Origin of the sequence: Amycolatopsis sp. NPDC059021, assembly GCF_042739895.1 — a bacterium.
Lineage (GTDB): Bacteria > Actinomycetota > Actinomycetes > Mycobacteriales > Pseudonocardiaceae > Amycolatopsis.
Map to the genome: position 1 here is coordinate 92,914 of NZ_JBHYIQ010000015.1, position 17,125 is coordinate 110,038.

Here is a 17,125-nt window from a genome sequence, read left to right on the forward strand (position 1 = left end):
TGTTTCACTGCGAGCGTCTCAAAACTCTCATCCCCGCGCCCCCCCCCCCCCCCTTCCCGCGCTCGTTGGGGGTGTTCGCGCCCCACCGCCCCCGTTCGGAATCCCCGGTCAGGATTCGCGGCGCCTGCGCCGGATCGTCACCGCCACCAGGGCACCGCCGAGGGTCAGCAGGAAGACCCCGGCGATCAGCGTGCCGCGGATGTCGGTGCCGGTCGAAGCCAGCGGCTGATCACCGGACGGACCACCGCCGGGCCCGGTCCCCGGCCCCACCCCTTGATCCGGGGTGGTGCCGGTGGTCACCCCGGGGGCGGGCGTGGTGCTGGACGTACTGCTCGTGCCGGACGTCGTGGTGCCACTGGTCGTGGTCCGGCTCGTCGTCGGACCGGTCGACGTCGTCGGCGTGGTGCTCGACGTGGTGGTGCTCGACGTCGGAGTCGTGCTCGACGTGGTCGGGCTGGTGCTCTTCGTCGAACTGGTCGAAGTCGTACTCGTCGTCGAGGTGGCCGACGTCGTAGAAGTCGTGCTCGTCGTCGGACTCGTCGATGTGGTGCTGGTCGTCGAAGTGGTCGGCGTGGTGCTGGTGGTCGGGCTCGTCGACGTGGTGCTCGTCGTCGGACTGGTCGACGTCGTAGAAGTCGTCGAGGTCGTGGACGTTGTGGACGTCGTGCTCGTCGTCGGCGTGGTGGGCGTCGTCGGGGTCGTGGTCGGCGCGGTGGCGCAGTCGGGCAGGTCGCCGGTGAACGGGTAGTTGTGGAATTCCTGGCCACCGCCGCCATTGGGCTCCGAGGTGTGCAGGAGCGATCCGGTGGTGAAGAAACGGCCGTTCATGCCGGACGGGGTGATCGTGGCGAGGCTGCCCGGATTGCCGATCAGCACACTGCCCTGGAACTGCGCGCCACCGGCGATCCGCACGCTGGTCGCGTCCGGGAAGTTCCACAGCAGCCGCTGCCGCAGTTTGTTGATCGGGTCCTGGTCACCGAGGTCGCCGCTGTAGGTGTTGATCGTGCGAGCGCCGCCGGTCATGTTGACGAGCACGGTCGCCCCGTCCGGAATGCCCGCGAACGAGATTCCCTGCATTCCGCCGGTCGGCCCGGTGATGTCGAAGTCCACGTTGAACACCTGGAGCGCGGATTTCCCGTCGCCGGTGAACAAGGTCTGATAACCCTGGTTGACCGCGGTGCCCGTGGCGGGCCGCGGCTGGGTGTCCTGGCGCGCGTAGCACTGGCTGGCCAGGCGCAGTTCGGTACGTAGATTCGCGTACGGCTTGGCGGCGTCGGGGTCGGCCTTCGGCGTGCCGACGACGGTGCCGGTGAGCGTTCCCCCGTGCCGGACGACGCCGCCCTCGGCAAGCAGCCGCTGGCCATCGGCGATGCTCACGTTGCCGCCGGTGGTCAGGTAGTCCGCGCCGGCCGGCGGCGGCACCCGCGACCCCACCCCGGCCTCACCGACGTTGTAGATGGAGGACGCGCCGGGCCGCTTCGCCATGTCGAAACCACCGAGGACCACGACCCTGCCCTCGGCCTCCGCGGCCGCCTCGCGCACCCGCATGTCGCCGCCGACGAAGACGTTGATGCCGTTGTCGTGGCCGGAAATCCCGCCATTGTGGACCGGCGGATACGGATTGGGGCAATCGTCGCCGACACACGGGCCGAGCCCGCCGGGCAACGGCGCGGCGACCGCGCCGCCGGGGGTGACCACAATGGCCACCGCGCACACCGCGGCGGCAACACTGGCTGAGATCGAAGCAAACCGCCTTGCGCGCATGGGTGGATTCTTGTGCGGACCGGCGGCGAACACCCAATCGGACCGCGAAAATACCCCCGACCGGGCGAGATGGCCACCACAGCCTATTCGCCGCTATCCGCATTTCCGCCGGGGAGATTTCCGATTCCTTCGCAGAGCAGGCGAATGCTCCTGGCGAACATCTCGTCCTCTTCGTACATCGATGCGCCCTCGACCGTCAAGGGAAAACGCTCCACCAGATCGGCGGAACCGGCGCCGACCCCCGGGGCGGCGGACTCGCTCTGTTCCTGCAGCACGAAACCCGTGACATAGCTGAGTACCGTGTCGGCCCCGATGATCCGCTCCCGCTCGGGCACCCCGGCATCGGCCAGGGTCCGCAGCAACCGTTCCATCAGCGCCAGCGCACCCTCGCTGAGCACCTTCGGACTGTCGGCGAGCAGGATCGCCCCGCCGGGATGGCGTTTGATGCTCTCGCGCAACGTCCTCGCCTGCGCCTCGATCCGCGCCTGCCAGCCGGCGTCCGCCGGTAAGCCGGCGAGCACGGCGGTCCCGGCGTCGTAGGCCTGCCTGGCCACGCGGTCGGCCATCAGCTGGAGCAGCGCGTTCTTGTTCCGCACGTGGTAGTAGAGGCTCCCGGCGTGCACGTCGAGCCGTTCGGCCACCTGCCGCATGGACAGCGCCTGGTACCCCACCTCCGCGAAGGTGGCCATGCCCGCGTCGATGATCCGGTCCGTGGTGAGCTTCACGGACCCAGCGTAGCGCATCTTTCAAACAGCGTTTGAATCTGCCGGGCCCGCCTGCTACGGTCATTCGCGACAGGATTCAAACAGTGTTCAAAACTGGGGTGGGACGATGGATGCGGTGCTGTACAACCTGACCACGGCGGCGCTGATGGTGCTGCTGTTCCTCAGCGGCCGGACGGTCGTCGGCGCCGAAACGATCGCCCGGCGGCGCCTCCCGTGGTGCGCGGCCGGGCTCACCGCCGTGGCCGTCGCCGGGGTCGTCACGCAGCTCTGCTGGAGCGGGGCGATGGACGCCTTCGACGCCGACCCGGCGAAAACGGGCTGGTGGCGCGTAGTCACGTCGGTGTTCATGCAAAACGGCGGTCCGATCGGAGCGGTCTACAACCTGATCACCCTCGCCGTCATCGCCGCCCTCGCCGAGTGGTTCTGGGGCGGGCCGCTGATGCTGGCGCTGGTCGCCTCGGGCATCTTCCTGCCTCAGCTCGTCGACGCGCTGTTCGGCGCGACCGAAGGCAGCACCGATCCCCGCAATTTCGCCGGGAGCTCCGGTGCGACGTACTTTCTCGGCGCGACGCTGGCTGCCGCGCTCCTGGTGCGAAGCCGCGTCGCCAAGGAGAGGCTGCTCGCGCTCGGCGTCCCCGCGCTCGGCCTGACGCTGTGGTTCGCGCAGGAAAACGGGCACGGCCTGGTGGCGGCGTACGGCTTCGTGCTCGGCGCCGTCGCCTGGCTCGCCGGACGTCGTCTGATCGATCCCGAGCGCGACCTCACGAACGCGCCGCGCCGGTCCGTGGGTTCCGTACTCACCATCGTCGCGAAACCACGGACCGGCGCGAACAGCTGAATCGTCAGTTTCCGTCGGTGCTCAGGATCCGGTCGTCGGTGGACCCCGGCGAACCGCGGCCGTCCCGGTTGCTCGTACTGAACCAGAGGGTGCCGTCCGGCGCCACGGCCGCGGCGCGCAGCCGTCCGTACTGCCCCTGGTAGAGCGACTGCGGCTGCCCGACGCCGCCGTCCCCGGTGAGCTGTGCCCGCCAGAGCCGCTGCCCGGCGAGCGCGGCGAGATAGACGGATCCTTTGTAGACGGCGATTCCGCTGGGCGAGGCCTGCCTGGTCGGCCAGACCAGCAGCGGGTCCACATAGGACGGATTGCCGCATTTGCCCTCGCAGTTCGGCCAGCCGTAGTTCTTCCCCGCCTCGATCCGGTTGAGCTCGTCCCAGGTGTTTTCGCCGAACTCCGAGGCGTACATGCGCCCCTCCGGCGACCAGGTCACGCCCTGCACGTTGCGGTGCCCGTAGCTGTAGACACGCGAGTTGAACGGATTCCCGGGCGCCGCCGTCCCATCCGGCTTCAGCCGCAGGATCTTGCCGTTCAGCGAGTTCAGGTTCTGCGCGTTGGCGCGGGTGCCCGCGTCCCCGGTCGTCGCGTAGAGCATCCGGTCCGGGCCGAAGGCCAGCCCGCCGCCGTCGTGGAAGGAGTTCTTGGCGATCCCGGTCAGGATCGGCTGCGGCGCGGCGCCACCGAGTTTGAAGCGGGCGATCCGGTTGTCCGACGCCGCCGTGTAGTAGACGTACAGCCAGCCGTCGGTGGCGTAGTCCGGGGAAACGGCGATACCCAGCAATCCCCCTTCCCCGGTCGGCTGCACGCCGGGGATCCTCGCGACCTCCGTCGCCGTCCCGCCCTTGATCGAAAGCACCCGGCCGGTGGTGCGCTGGGTGGTCAGCGCGGTCCCGTCGGGCAGAAACGCCAGGCCCCACGGGACCGTGAGGTTGCCGACGATGGTCCGGACCGCTTGCGGCGCCGCTCCGGCGGGAGCGGGAACACCGAGCCCGGCGGCCAGTACGCAGGCGGCGGCAACGAAAATCCGGCGTAGCTTCACAGCGTCCTCCCACGGTCACACCACGTGGTTGCCCGGTCGCAGCCATGGTGGCGCACCGGCAAGGCCGTGACCAGAAAGCAGTCGGAAATCCGCCATTCCGAAATCGTCAGGAAGCGCTTGCCGTGTACGCCTTCAGCCGGTCGAGGATGTCCATCGTCGTGGGCATCGCGGTGATTTTCCCGGCAATCACCGCTGCCCGTTCCCGGAACGACGAATTCCCGAGAATCTCGCGGACGGCCACGCGTACCGCGTCCTCCGACGGCGCCCCGGAGCCCGCGAGCAGGCCGGCACCCGCGTCGACGACCTGATCGGCCATGTCGAACTGGTCGGTGCCCAGCGGCGCGACCACCAGTGGCACGCCGTGCGCGAGCGCGCCGAGAATCGTGCCCGCGCCAGCGTGGCACACCACGACGTCCACAAAGGACAGAAGCTGTTCCTGGGGCACGAAGTGCTCGATCCGCACGTGATCCGGCTGCGACCCGAAGCGGGCGCGGTCACCGTCGCAGCCGATCGTGACGATCACGTTGGCCTCGACTCCGCGCAGCCCGGCGATCATCGCCTCCAGGACACCGGGCCGCGTATTGTGCGAAGTGCCCGAGGTCACGTAAACCGTGCGCTCATAAGGCATTCCGGCCAGCAAGGCGGGACGTTCCGCTTCGACGGGAACGACGTTCTCCGGGCGCAGCGGCCAGCGCGTCGGATACTCCCAGGCGGTGTCGCGCGGGCACAGCTCGTCCGGCCAGATGTCGAGATAGGGCACACCTTCGCGCGACGGCAGCCGCTCGACGCCGTACGGCCGCACGAGTTCGTGCGCCACCTCCCAGGCCGCCGCCATGACCTCGGCCGTCTTGGGCGGGCCGATGGCGTGCATGACATACGGCACCCCGGCGAGGTCCGCGGCCAGTACCGAGGCGCGTTCGGCGAGATTGCCGACCACCAGGTCCGGTTTCCAGTCCCGCACGAACGCGAGCATCTCGCCGAGCCGCCCGCCCGCGCCCACGCCGACCAGGTAGTACGCGATCATCGCCGACAACGCTTCGTCGCGCGGCAGCGTCCTGATGCGTTCGAGCGGATATTTCTCCGCGTAGCGGGCGGACACGCCATCGTGCGACCCGTCGATCGCGACCGTGTGCAGGCCCGCCGCCTCCGGGTACCGCGTCGCGCCGGAACCCGTCACGAACACCACGTCGTTCCCCGCGTCCCGCGCGGCGGTGGCCAGTGGCAGCATCGGCGCGATGTGGCTGTGCCCGGCGCCGGAGGAGAAGAGGAGACGCATCCGCCAGAATCTACGCAGCCGGTCAGCTGGGCGCGAGCAAAACGCGGAAGGTCGTCCCCTTCCCCGGCCGCGTGTGCACCTGGACCCGGCCGTTGTGTGCTTCGAGGATCGCCGCGGTGATCGCCAGGCCGAGCCCGGTGCCACCGCGCGAGCGTGCCCGATCCACGCGGTAGAAGCGGTCGAACACCCGGGAAGCCTCGCCGGGCGGGATCCCCTGCCCCTCGTCTCGGACCTCGAACACCGCGAGCGTCGACGTCTTCGGCGGCTGCCCGCCGGCTTCGGCCGCGGGCTTGCGCGACCGGCGGTTCGCCGGCTCGAAGCCGACCGACACGTGGATGCCCGCCGCGGCCGGGGTGTGGACCAGCGCGTTGCCGACCAGGTTCGTCATGACCTGCCGGACGCGGTGCTCGTCGCCGAGCACGCGCACCGGCTTTTCCGGGCGGCACAAGGAGATCTCGCGTTCGGGAGCGCGCGCCCGCGCGTCGAGCACGACGTCTTCGGCGAGGACGGCCAGGTCGATCTCGGTGAAGTCCAGCGCGCGTTCCTGGTCGAGCCTGGCCAGCAGCAGGAGGTCGTCGACGAGCTGGCCCATCCGGATCGCCTCGCTCTCGATGCGGCCCATCAACCGTTCGACGTCGGCCTCGTTCTCGGCGCCGCCTTTGCGATACAGCTCGGCGAAACCTCGGATGGACGTCAGGGGCGTGCGCAGTTCGTGCGAGGCGTCGCCGACGAAACGCCGTAGCCGGTCTTCGGACTGCTCGCGCTGCTTCAGCGCCGAAGAGATCCGCGTGAGCATGACGTTGAACGCCGCGCCGAGCCTGCCGACCTCGGTGTTGCGGTCGTCCTCGACGACCCGGCGGTCCAGCTCGCCGTCCGCGATGGCCTTCGCGGTGTGCTCGATCCTGGTCAGCGGCCGCAGCCCCAGCCGGACCAGCCAGGTCGCGGTCAGGCCGATGATCACCAGCAGCACCGATCCCGCGGCCAGCTCGATGGTGCGCAGTTTGGCGGTGGTGGCGTTCACCGTGTCCAGCGACAGCGCGACGGCGGCGGTGCCACCCCGGGGTTGCGCCGGGGTGGGTGCCTGGACCACGGTGCGCACCCGCCATTCGCCGGTACCGCTGCGGTCCGGGACGGTGACCGGGGTGCCGGCCCGCTCCCGGACCGACGCCGCGTCCATCGGCGGCAGTTCCGGCACGGAGGCGATCCCGCTGGCCACGCCGACCTGATCGGTCAGTTCGCCGGCGGTCTGGAAGAAGAACACGCGGAAGTCCGTCGGCAGGCGTTCCGCGGAGTTCAGTTCCACCGGCGGGCGCGGCGGCGGACGGTCCGGCGAGGCGACGTTCGCCGCCATCGCCGCCAGCTGGCTGTCGACGCGGTCGAGCTGGGACCTGTCGAGCAGCGTCACGCTCAGCATCCCGAACGCGGCGAGCCCGATCGCGGTCAGCGCGAGCAGCGCCAGCAGCAGGCGCGTCCGCAGCGTCCAGCGACGACGGCGGATCACGGCGCGGGCCGGTCGTCCGCCCGGCCCGGGGCGAGCCGGAGCGTGTAGCCGACGCCGCGGATGGTGTGGATCAGCGGCGGATCGTGCGCGTCGATCTTGCGCCGCAGGTAGCTGATGTAGGACTCGACGATCCTGCTGTCCCGGTCGAACTCCGAATGCCACACCCGATCGAGGATCTGTCCCTTGCTGACCACCTTCTCGGCGTTGAGCATGAGGTACCGCAGGAGATTGAACTCCGTGGGCGACAACCGGATCGGCCGCGTGCCGCGGTGCACCTCATGCGCGTCCTCGTCCAGCTCCAGATCCGCGTACCGCAGCCGCGCGGCGGACTCCTCGGTGCCCTCGCCGCTCTTGGTCCGGCGCAGGATCGCCCGCAGCCGCAGCACGACCTCGTCCAGGCTGAACGGTTTGCTGACGTAGTCGTCCCCGCCGGCGACCAGGCCGGCGATCCGGTCCTCGACGGCGTCGCGCGCGGTCAGGAACAGCACGGGCACCTGGTTCCCCGCCGCGCGGAGCATCGTGGCCACGGTGAACCCGTCGTAGTCCGGCAGCATCACGTCCAGCACGACGATGTCCGGCGCGGCGCGGGCGGCGATGGCCATCGCCTCGGTGCCGTTGTCCGCCGAGTGCACCTCGAACCCGCTCAGCCGCAGCGCGGCGGAAAGCAGTTCGAGGATGTTCGGCTCGTCGTCGACCACCAGCACGGTGGCGGGCTGCGAGGTGGTCTCGGTCATCGGTTCAGGATGGGCGAGTCACCGGGAAGTCCGCGTGAACCACGGCGTCCCTCCCGGCGACTCACCCGTTCGAGTGACACTTACTTGCCCCGGCAGTCGTACAGCGTGTCCGACTCGCCGCCGGGCAGCATCATCCGTTGCCCGTTCCGCGGCTCGGGCGCGGAACCGCCGTACGCGCTGGGCGGCACCACCGTGCAGTGCTGCTGGACCCACGCGATACGCGCTGTCGACGCGTCCGACATCCCGAGCCCGCCGCCGCGGCGGCCCTGTTGCTTGTTCGCGTCCTCCTTGGCGCTGCTGAGCACGAACCCGAGCTGACCGTCGCGCTGCCACGCGGCCAGCTTGTCGACGCTGGGCGCGTTGTCACCGCCCATGAACCCGCCCATGCCGATGATCGTGGCGTCGCTGTTGATGATGTAACCCGCCGAGCCCATCGAGCCGCCTTCGACCGCGAGCTTGATCTTCGCGTCGCCGCTGTGCGCGGTGACGTAGTCGAGGATTCCGCGCTGCTCCTCGGAAAGCTCGGCTCCGCCGATCCGGCGTCCGCCGGGCGTCTTGCCCGTGGTCATGATCTGTTCGAGTTCCTGCACGTTCGGCATGCCCGGCCCGCTGCCCGCGATGTGGAGCCCGCCCGGCAACCCGGTGTTCGGGCCGGCGGAGGGCAGGGTGCCACCGCCGAGCCCGCCGCCGGTGGACGTCACCGCCTTGGCGACCGACCAGACCCCGGGCGTCACCAGCACCGTGACCACGCCGAGCACCGCGGCGACCCGCGCCCCGGCCACGGTTTTCACCAGCCGGGCGACGATCAGCCCAGCCACCGTCAGCACCCCGGCGGCCGCGACGGCGTAGCGCAGCCAACCGTGCCAAGACGTGTCGCGGGAGATCACCACCCACGCCCAGACCGCGGTCAGCGCGACACCGGCGGGGAGCAGCAGCCACGAATATCCGGCAGGAGCGCGGTAGTAGCGCCAGAACACCGCAGCCCCGGCGGCGATCAGCGCGGCGATCGCGGGCGCGAGCTGCGTCGTGTAGTAGGAGTGGAAAATGCCCTCCTGGTAGCTGAACACGAGGCCGATCACCACCAGCCACGAACCCCACAGCCACCAGCCCGCGCGCCCGAAGTGATCCGCGGGTTCCTTGCGGCGCCACCGGATCAGGCCCGCGACCGCGACGGCGATCAGCACCAGCAGCGCGGCCGGGATCAGCCAGCTGATCTGCCCGCCGACCTCGCTGCCGAACAACCGGGAAAGCCCCGCGTCACCCCCGAAACCGCCTCCCACGGTGAACTCGGGCCCCTGTCCGCCACCAGGCCCGCCAGGCCCGCCGACCATGGCGCCCGGCGGTGGACCGCCCGCGCTGCCCTTCGGGCCGATCTGCTGGCCGAAGACCCGGCCGAGCCCGTTGTAGCCGATGATCAGGTCCCGGGCCGAACCGTCGGCGCTGCCGCCGATGTAGGGCTTCTCGCCCGGCCACCAGGCCGTCAGCGCGACCCACCACAGCGAGCTGACGAGCAGGACACCGGCCGCGATCAGCAGGTCGAGCGCCTTGCGCTGCCACGGCGCGTTCCGGCCGAACAGGTACGCGAGCCCGAGCGCGGGCACGATCATCCACCCGGCCAGCATCTTGGTGACGAAACAGCAGCCGCACCAGAAAGCGGCCTGCAGCAACCACTTCGTCGCGCTGCGGGAGGTGATCCCCGGTTCCACGGACCGCGTGAACGCGTAGGCCGCGGCGACGCACAGCAGGACGAGCAGCGTGTCGGGGTTGTTGTCCCGGTTGATCGCGACCGTGATCGGGGTGAGCGCGAGAATCAACGCGGCCAGTAGCGCGACGTTCTCCCCCGCCCACCGGCGGACCGTGCGGTGCAGCAGGAAGACCGCCGCGCCGCCCTCGATCACCTGGGGCAGCAGCAAGGACCAGCCGTGGAAGCCGAAGATCCAGGTCGAGACCACCTGAGGCCACAACGCCATCGGCGGTTTGTCCACAGTGACCACACCGGCCGGGTCGTAGGCGCCGAAGAGGAAGTTCGTCAGGCTCTGCCCCATCGACTTGACCGCGGCCGAGTAGAACGTGTTCCCCCAGCCCTCCGAGCCGAGACCCCAGCCGTAGAGCAGCAGGGCCAGCGCCACGATCGCCGCCAGCGCGTACGGCCGCCATCTGGCCTGGGCGGACGCCGTCGTCGTCTTCTCCGGTGGGGCGGCCTCGTCCTCGATGGGCCGGGCGGCGGTGGTCATGCGGACGCCTTCCTTTCGGTGTGTTTGAAGACCCAGCCGCGGAGCAGCACGAACCGCCCAGCGGTGCCGATCGCCGAAGAAACCAGCAGCACGAACAGTTCCAGCGCGGTCGAAGGGTGTGAGACGAACGCGTGCAACGCGAGCAGGGCGCCCGAAGTGAACGCGTAATAGAGCGCGAAAACGAGTAGTCCCTGGAAATGCACGCGCCCGGTGGATCCACGCGTGCCGAGGAACGTCAACCGCCGGTTCGCCTCGGTGTTGAACAACGTCGTGATGGTCAGCGCCGCGAAATTGGCCACCAGCAACGGCCACACCGTGCGGAACAACGCGTACAGCGCGAGGTTCGCGGCGGTCGAGATCACCCCGATCAGCGCGAACGACAGGATCTGCCACAGCAGCCCGGTTTCCCGGCGCGCGAGCACGGCGTCCGGATGGATCGGCGCGGGATCGGGCCGTCGCGGCAGCTCGGCCACCTTCGCCGCGCCGCTCGCCTTGTTCCTGGCCACCCGGATCAGCCCGCGGACGTCATCGAGCGCGGTGCTCGCCACGTGGACACGGGCGTCGGTGTCCTCGACCCAGTCGACCGGGACCTCGTGCACCCGCAGGCCGTTGTGCTCGGCGAGCAGGAGGAGTTCGGTGTCGAAGAACCAGGAATCGTCCTCGAGGTGCTCCAGCAGCGGCCGGACGACGTCGGTGCGCGCGGCCTTGAACCCGCACTGCGCGTCGGTGAACCCCGCCCCGTGCGACATCCGGATCAGCCAGTTGTAGCACCGCGAGATCAGCTCGCGCTTGGGCCCGCGCACCGTCCGCGACCCGGCCGCCAGCCGCGAGCCGATCGCGACGTCGGAATGCCCGTTGGTCAGCGGCGCCACCAGCGGCAGCAACGCGTCGAGCCCGGTGGACAGATCGACGTCCATGTAGACGACGATGTCGGCGTCGCTCCAGCCCCACGCCGTCCGCAGCGCCAGGCCCCGGCCCTTGCGGTCCAGGTGCAGCACCCGCACGCCCTCGATCTCCTCGGCGAGCGCGGTGGCGATCTGGTGGGTCGCGTCCGTGCTGGCGTTGTCCACCACGGTGATCGTCCACTCGAACGGGAACTGCTCGCTGAGATACTCGTGCAACACCCGGACACACCCCGGCAACGACCGTTCCTCGTTGTACACCGGGATCACGACGTCGACCGTCGCCGTCCGCCCGGCCGGTCCGCGGGCACCCCCGCCCCCGGCACGTTCCCCTGGCGCGATCACACCACTCAAGCCGACCACCCGTCCCCGATCCGTCGCACTGCCCGTCCCTCGGGCCTACTCCAGGTATGTCGGGCCGGTGCGGGAGAAGCCTGGGCACAACCTCAAAGGAACCTGTGAATCGGCAACCGGGTGGTCGATTTGGCGCGCGATGTCCTGATCTTCACCCCGTCGTGGTTCGGCCGTCCACTCCTTGGGACGCGGGATTCGGCATGAGCCGGTCAAAGTGAACGAAACCCGGTGATATTGCTCTGAAGACGCTGGTCAAGAAGTGTGCTCCCCGCATACGCGGGGCTGGCCCCGCGGCGATGGTCGCCGCCGTCTCGTCAGCGCCGTGCTCCCCGCATGCGCGGGGACGTCAGCCATATGCCGCGCTCAGGCCGGAAAACGCACCGGTCATGAGCGGCACGTGGCTTTGACGACATCCCACAACCGTCGCGGACCAGCCAGCCGGACCAGGAACCGGTCACCGCCGGGCTTGACCCGTTCGACCCACGAATACGGCAGGTGCCGAGACCAGCTCTACTTTCGTGGGGCGAGTCGGCAGCGCGCGACGCTTGCTCGGTACGTGTCGTCGGACAGAAGGTGTCCCGCGAATACGGTGAGGTCCGGAGTCAGAGGCAGTTGTCCGGCCGGAGCGGATTTCCTTCACGTGCTCCCCGTAAGCGCGGGGGGGGGCGTCACCAGTCACGGGCGAGCTGGACCGTCTGACGCTCCGGGGTGACGGTCCACTGCCAAACCGAAATCGGCGGCTTACCGCAGCCTTGCCACCAGCGGCCCACGGCTTCGGCGGCATCCCGCAACCGGCGCGGGCCGGTCTGCCGGAGAGGCAGTTGTCAGGCTGCCGCACCAGCACTGCACACCAACCCAGTGCATTCGGCACTCACTGCGCCCGCCTTACGCGATGCGGACGCGAAATGATTGAAAACCCTTATACAGCAAGGAAAAGTGCGTGCTTCAGGTTCACCCGATCGATAGCACACATGTTCGATCGGGCGGCGTATCGTGGAGGTATGTCAGTCGACAGCAGCACCCAGGCATCGCGCACCGAGTGGTGGCGCGAGGATGTCGACTGCCTGCTGGACAGGCTCCTGGAGTCCGAGTGTGCGCAGCGCCGCGAAGCCGCGGTACAAGGCGAGGTCATGGCCGAACTCGAACGCCGCGGCATACGCGACACCACCGGCTACGGCAGCCTCGTGCGACTACTGCAAGAGACATTGAACATCCCCTACGCCGAAGCGAAAGCACGCGCGGCGCGAGCACTAGCGTTGAACGGCACCCGCGACCTCACCAGCGGCGAGCAACCGCCGCAAGCTCCGGCGACCGCGCAGGCCGCCGCCGAGGGCGCGGTCGGCGCCGCGCAGATCGACGAAATCCTCCGTGTACTCGACAAGCTCCCCAAGACCGTGTCGATGGAGGACCGGGAACAGGCGGAGAAAATCCTCGCCGAACTCGCCCGCGCCGCCGGACCACGCGAAATCCGCGCCGCCGGACGACGACTGCTCGCCCAACTCGACCCCGACGGGAAAGAGCCCAAAACCCGGGAACCGAAACCCTTCCAGCCGGAATTCTCCATCGCACCGCATCGTGATGGCGGGCACCAGATCAAAGCCCGGGTCGACGATGAAACCTCCGCCCGGCTCCAAGCGATGCTGGATCCGCTCGCCAAGCCTCGCCCGGCCACCGAGGAAGAGGGGCGCGACACCCGAACCCAGTGGGAGCGGCGGGGTTGCGCGTTCTCGGAACTGGTGCGGATGTGGGCCGAACACCCCGACCTGCCCACGCAAGCCGGGGAAGCCACCCACATTGTCGTGACAGTCAGCCTGGAACAGCTGCGGTCCGGGATCGGACAAGCCACCCTCGACCTACTCGGCGAGATTACCGCTGCCGAAGCACGGCGGCTGGCTTGCGACGCGAAAGTTATCCCGATGGTGCTGGGCTCGCACAGCGAACCCCTCGACGTGGGCCGGGCGCAACGGCTGGCCACCCCCGCCATCCGCCGGGCATTGACCCGCCGGGATGGTGGCTGCGCGTTCCCGGGGTGCGATGCGCCCGCTTACCGATGCACGGCGCACCATGTGGTGTATTGGGCACACCATGGCGAGACCAAAGTGGACAATCTCGTCCTCGTATGTTCCGTCCACCACAAGCTCATCCACCACTCCGAATGGGAAGTCCGCATCACCACCGACGGACTACCCGAATTCATACCGCCCACCTGGCTGGACGCCACCCGCACACCACGACGCAACACCATCCACCTCAGAACCTGAGTCACCTGGAGTGACTGCCCGAAGGTGACGACGCCGCCCGGGTTCTGTGCCTTGGTAGGCGCTGCCTCGCCTCATGCCCCACTCACCAAGCAGGCGGGGTGGAAACTCGCTCTACACCAAGACTTTAGCCGTACTCACCACACAGGCAGTCGCCAACGCACCGGCCAGAACCGTCGCCCCGGCGCATCAGCCAGAGAGCCACCACGGCTCCGCCCTGGCGCGAAGGAGACCCATTTCAGCAGCGGGACCGCCCTCGGACGCGAACTATCGGCCACTGTCTTCGCCATCCTGGAACTCGACTGGAGAGCATCCAGCGACCGAAGGCACCTCGATGGTCGACCACCCCGGGATTGCCGCATGGAGGCATACCTCCGCGAAGCGCCACAGCTCGGCACAGCCATTCCCCGCCGGTCGCGAACCGCGCTCGTTCAGCGGGCCGAATGCTTCAGCGCGTCGAGCAGCCAGTGGTGGCTCGTGCCGACTGTGACGGGCTCGCCGGTCACCTCGCCGACCAGCGCCCAGTACCTGCGCAGGCGCGGATCGCGGTCCGCGGCGGTGTGCGCGACCAACTCGCGCCGGAACAACGGAGTGTCCCGGGTTCGCCGGGCCGACGCGTAAGCCGCGACGAACCGGTCGAGGGCCGGGCCCGGTCCGGGACGACGGCCGGCGAGCACCAGCAGCCGGGCCAGTTCGCAGGCCTCGCCGACCGCAGAGTGCAGCGCGCTCTCATCAGGGATGAGCTCCGACACGAGCTGTGCGCGGGTACGCAGCCGACGCCGCAACGCCGGGTCTCCGACCAGGGTGACCAGCCCGGCGTAGGCGACCACCTGCGAGGGAGTCGGGTCCGGCGGGGGCTGCGGCACGCTCACGGACAGGAACATGTCGACGGTGTCGTCCGGCACCGGGCCCAGGTAGAAGCGGCGCCAGAACGTCGCGAGCGTGTCACGGGCAGCGGTGCCGTCCTGGACCGCGGCGAGCAGGTCGAGCCGGGCCGCCCGGTCCGCCGGCGCGGCTTCCTCGACGGCACGCAGCGAGGCACGACGCCAGGCGAGCGCGGCCAGCTCGACGTCGAGCGTGGCCCGCTCGGCGGCGACGGCCTCGGCGAGCGAACGCTGGCCGGTGAGCACCCGCGTGATCGAAGGCAGTCCCAGGCCGAGCCCGCGCAGCCGCCGCACCAGGCCGAGACGTTCGACGGCGGAGGCGTCGAACCTGCGGTGCCCGCCCGCGCTGCGTGCCGAGTCGACGATGCCCTCGTCGCAGTAGAACCGGATCGTGCGCACAGGGACGCCGGTCAGCCGCGCCAGCTCACCGATCCCCAGCGATGTGTCCTCGGTCACTTTTCGTCGAACCTCCACCCCAGTGGAATTTCTACCGTACGGACACGTCAGAAAAGGAGCAACGCACATGGAAACTCTCGGATTCGACCGGCTCGCCGAGGGCCTGCGCGAACAGGCCGACGCGGTCGCCGCCGTCGTCGAAGACGTGCCGGCGGGTACCACGGTGCCCACCTGTCCACTGTGGACCGTCAAGGACCTGGTCGGCCACCTCGGGCAGGCGCATCGCTGGGCGGCGGATATCGTGCGCACTCGCGCGGCCGCCGCGTTCCCCGACCCGCTACTCGCCGAGCCCGGTGAGCCGCCGAGATGGCCGCATTGGCTGCGCGACGGCGCCGCCGAACTCATCGACGCGGTAAGCGAAGCCGGTGCTTCGAGTCCTCTGTGGACACCGATCGGACCACGTCCCGCCGTGTTCTGGCTGCGCCGGATGCTGGCCGAAACGGTCGTGCACCACGCCGACGCGGCGCTCACCGCGGGAAAGCCGTACGAGATCGCCGCCGACCTCGCCGAGGACGTGATCAGCGAAGCCATGGACATCCTGTCCGCACCGAACGCGACGTCGCTGAGAGCAGCGCTCGCCGAACTGCGTGGCGACGGTCAGACCCTCCGGTGGCACCCCCGGGATCTGCCTGCCGGGTGGCGGATCACCCGCACCCCGGACGGCTTCGGCTGGGACCGCTCGGCGGCAGGCGCCGACGTCACCGTGACCGGGCCGGTGCGGGACCTCATGCTGGTGCTCGCCCGCCGTCTGCCACCCGGTGACCATCGGGTCGAGGTCACCGGCGATCGCGAGTTGCTGGACCACTGGCTGGCGGCCACCGCGTTGTGACGTCCGCGTTCCGCCGTCAGCGATATCCGCTGTGCGCCGAGGCCGCCGGCGATAGCTTGACCGCATGCCTCGCACGGATGTCGCCATCGGCACGGAGGACGGCGTCTGCGCCGCCACCCTGCACACCCCGCCGGGTGGCGGCAGTTCGCCGGGAGTGATCCTGTTCCCGGACGCCGCGGGCGTCCGGGAAACCTTCGCGGCCATGGCCGACCGGCTCGCCGGGCTCGGGTACACCGTGTTGCTGCCCGACGTCTACTACCGCACCGAGTGGGCCCCGTTCGACGTCGCCACGGTGTTCGGCGATCCGGCCGAACGGCACCGTCTGGACGCGCTCTACCAGGGCATGACCACGGAGATGATCGTCCGTGACACGGGCGCGTTCCTCGACTTTCTCGCCGGGCGTCCGGAGGTTTCCGGGACCGCGACCGGAACGACGGGATACTGCATGGGCGGCCGCATGTCACTGCTCGCGGCGGCGCATCACCCCGGCCGGATCGCGGCCGCGGCGTCGTTCCACGGCGGGAACCTTGCCGACGACACGCCGGACAGCCCCCACCGGCTGGCCCACCGCATCCGCGCCACCGTCCACGTGGCCGCGGCGGAGAACGATCGCTCATTCCCGCCCGAACAGTTCGCTCGGCTGGAAAACGCGCTCGCCGACGGCGGGGTACGCCACAGCGTCGAGACCTACCCCGCCGAACACGGATTCGCCGTCCCGGACAATCCGACCTACGACGAAGCCGCCGCGCAACGCCATTGGCAGGCGCTGGCCGGCCTTTACAGCGCGACCCTCTGATTTCCGGCGGACAGGCCCGCCACGGTGATGTCCGAAAACCGCCGGTCGACTCCGCCCGATCCGGCGACACTGTCCCCCATGGACACTATTGCCGCCCGGTTTCTCTTGTCCAGTAACGACTTCGAGCGACGCCTGCGGGACGTCCGGCAGGGCCAGTGGACCTGGCCGACACCGTGCACGGAGTGGAACGTCCGCGTGCTGGTCAACCACATGACCCGCGGCAATCTCAACTACGTCCACCTCGCCGGGGGCGGCAGCAGCGCGGAGTTCCTCCGGCTCCGTGACGCCGACGCGCTCGGCGATGACCCGGTCGGCGCGTACATCCGGTCTGTCGAACAACGCGCTGAGGCATTCGCCCGGCCCGGCGTGCTCGACCGGCTTCTCGACTACCCGTTGGGGAAGCTGCCCGGACGGCAGGCGCTCGCCGTGCGAACGAAGGCCCGACGGCGAGCACGACCACGCATCGCTTCTTCGCCGCCCCCGACGAAACACCGAGCACGTCGCGGCAAGAGCGGCTACTCCGGCTGATGGGCCGAAA

Annotated in this window: 14 protein-coding genes; 5 read left to right on the forward strand and 9 right to left on the reverse strand. The window is 69.7% G+C overall.

Going from position 1 to position 17,125, the window contains the following annotated elements:
• Positions 1–108: 108 nt before the first annotated feature.
• Positions 109–1,764, reverse strand: a complete 1,656-nt coding sequence (locus ACFWX1_RS11905; protein ID WP_378386419.1) for a choice-of-anchor A family protein — start codon at positions 1,762–1,764, stop codon at positions 109–111.
• A gap of 83 nt (positions 1,765–1,847) precedes the next feature.
• On the reverse strand, positions 1,848–2,489 hold the full coding sequence (locus tag ACFWX1_RS11910; RefSeq protein WP_378386421.1) for a TetR/AcrR family transcriptional regulator: 642 nt from the start codon (positions 2,487–2,489) through the stop codon (positions 1,848–1,850).
• A 106-nt stretch (positions 2,490–2,595) separates the two neighbouring features.
• Between ACFWX1_RS11910 and ACFWX1_RS11915 the strand changes: the two genes are divergently transcribed.
• Complete coding sequence (locus tag ACFWX1_RS11915; RefSeq protein WP_378386423.1) at positions 2,596–3,327, forward strand: hypothetical protein; 732 nt, start codon at positions 2,596–2,598, stop codon at positions 3,325–3,327.
• Positions 3,328–3,331: 4 nt separating this feature from the next.
• On the opposite strand, the gene ACFWX1_RS11920 is transcribed toward ACFWX1_RS11915, so the two are convergent.
• From ACFWX1_RS11920 to ACFWX1_RS11945, 6 genes are all read right to left on the reverse strand, one after another.
• Positions 3,332–4,363, reverse strand: a complete 1,032-nt coding sequence (locus tag ACFWX1_RS11920) for a PQQ-dependent sugar dehydrogenase (RefSeq protein ID WP_378386425.1) — start codon at positions 4,361–4,363, stop codon at positions 3,332–3,334.
• 106 nt (positions 4,364–4,469) lie between these two features.
• On the reverse strand, positions 4,470–5,639 hold the full coding sequence (locus tag ACFWX1_RS11925) for a glycosyltransferase (RefSeq protein ID WP_378386427.1): 1,170 nt from the start codon (positions 5,637–5,639) through the stop codon (positions 4,470–4,472).
• 22 nt (positions 5,640–5,661) lie between these two features.
• Positions 5,662–7,140, reverse strand: a complete 1,479-nt coding sequence (locus tag ACFWX1_RS11930; protein WP_378386429.1) for an ATP-binding protein — start codon at positions 7,138–7,140, stop codon at positions 5,662–5,664.
• Positions 7,137–7,874, reverse strand: coding sequence for a response regulator transcription factor (locus ACFWX1_RS11935; RefSeq protein ID WP_378386431.1), 738 nt, complete (start codon positions 7,872–7,874; stop codon positions 7,137–7,139). The genes ACFWX1_RS11930 and ACFWX1_RS11935 overlap by 4 nt, the downstream gene beginning before the upstream one ends.
• Positions 7,875–7,954: 80 nt before the next feature.
• The gene (locus ACFWX1_RS11940; protein ID WP_378386433.1) at positions 7,955–10,108 is read right to left on the reverse strand and encodes an ArnT family glycosyltransferase; all 2,154 of its coding nucleotides are present in this window, start codon (positions 10,106–10,108) and stop codon (positions 7,955–7,957) included.
• Positions 10,105–11,355: a glycosyltransferase gene (locus ACFWX1_RS11945; protein ID WP_378386513.1), complete on the reverse strand. Its 1,251-nt coding sequence runs from the start codon at positions 11,353–11,355 to the stop codon at positions 10,105–10,107. Before ACFWX1_RS11945 ends, ACFWX1_RS11940 begins: the two co-directional genes overlap by 4 nt.
• A 1,010-nt stretch (positions 11,356–12,365) precedes the next feature.
• Here ACFWX1_RS11945 and ACFWX1_RS11950 point away from each other — a divergent pair.
• Positions 12,366–13,625, forward strand: coding sequence for a DUF222 domain-containing protein (locus ACFWX1_RS11950; RefSeq protein WP_378386435.1), 1,260 nt, complete (start codon positions 12,366–12,368; stop codon positions 13,623–13,625).
• 428 nt (positions 13,626–14,053) lie between these two features.
• Here ACFWX1_RS11950 and ACFWX1_RS11955 read toward each other — a convergent pair whose 3' ends face one another.
• A complete protein-coding gene (locus ACFWX1_RS11955; protein ID WP_378386436.1) occupies positions 14,054–14,962 on the reverse strand; it encodes a MerR family transcriptional regulator in 909 nt (302 codons plus the stop codon).
• A gap of 67 nt (positions 14,963–15,029) precedes the next feature.
• Between ACFWX1_RS11955 and ACFWX1_RS11960 the strand changes: the two genes are divergently transcribed.
• The 3 genes from ACFWX1_RS11960 to ACFWX1_RS11970 all read left to right on the forward strand — a co-directional run bounded on the left by ACFWX1_RS11960 (position 15,030) and on the right by ACFWX1_RS11970 (position 17,115).
• Entirely contained in the window at positions 15,030–15,791 is a 762-nt protein-coding gene (locus tag ACFWX1_RS11960; RefSeq protein ID WP_378386438.1) for a maleylpyruvate isomerase family mycothiol-dependent enzyme, read from the forward strand.
• A 64-nt stretch (positions 15,792–15,855) separates the two neighbouring features.
• A complete protein-coding gene (locus ACFWX1_RS11965) occupies positions 15,856–16,587 on the forward strand; it encodes a dienelactone hydrolase family protein (protein WP_378386440.1) in 732 nt (243 codons plus the stop codon).
• A gap of 78 nt (positions 16,588–16,665) precedes the next feature.
• A complete protein-coding gene (locus ACFWX1_RS11970; protein WP_378386442.1) occupies positions 16,666–17,115 on the forward strand; it encodes a maleylpyruvate isomerase N-terminal domain-containing protein in 450 nt (149 codons plus the stop codon).
• Positions 17,116–17,125: the final 10 nt, after the last annotated feature.

Excerpts from the sequence above, each read along its gene's own strand:
- ACFWX1_RS11905 (WP_378386419.1), bottom strand. The coding sequence starts at position 1,764 with ATGCGCGCAAGGCGGTTTGCTTCGATCTCAGCCAGTGTTGCCGCCGCG.
- ACFWX1_RS11915 (WP_378386423.1), top strand. The coding sequence starts at position 2,596 with ATGGATGCGGTGCTGTACAACCTGACCACGGCGGCGCTGATGGTGCTG.
- ACFWX1_RS11925 (WP_378386427.1), bottom strand. The coding sequence starts at position 5,639 with ATGCGTCTCCTCTTCTCCTCCGGCGCCGGGCACAGCCACATCGCGCCG.
- ACFWX1_RS11935 (WP_378386431.1), bottom strand. The coding sequence starts at position 7,874 with ATGACCGAGACCACCTCGCAGCCCGCCACCGTGCTGGTGGTCGACGAC.
- ACFWX1_RS11940 (WP_378386433.1), bottom strand. The coding sequence starts at position 10,108 with ATGACCACCGCCGCCCGGCCCATCGAGGACGAGGCCGCCCCACCGGAG.
- ACFWX1_RS11950 (WP_378386435.1), top strand. The coding sequence starts at position 12,366 with ATGTCAGTCGACAGCAGCACCCAGGCATCGCGCACCGAGTGGTGGCGC.
- ACFWX1_RS11960 (WP_378386438.1), top strand. The coding sequence starts at position 15,030 with ATGGAAACTCTCGGATTCGACCGGCTCGCCGAGGGCCTGCGCGAACAG.
- ACFWX1_RS11965 (WP_378386440.1), top strand. The coding sequence starts at position 15,856 with ATGCCTCGCACGGATGTCGCCATCGGCACGGAGGACGGCGTCTGCGCC.
- ACFWX1_RS11970 (WP_378386442.1), top strand. The coding sequence starts at position 16,666 with ATGGACACTATTGCCGCCCGGTTTCTCTTGTCCAGTAACGACTTCGAG.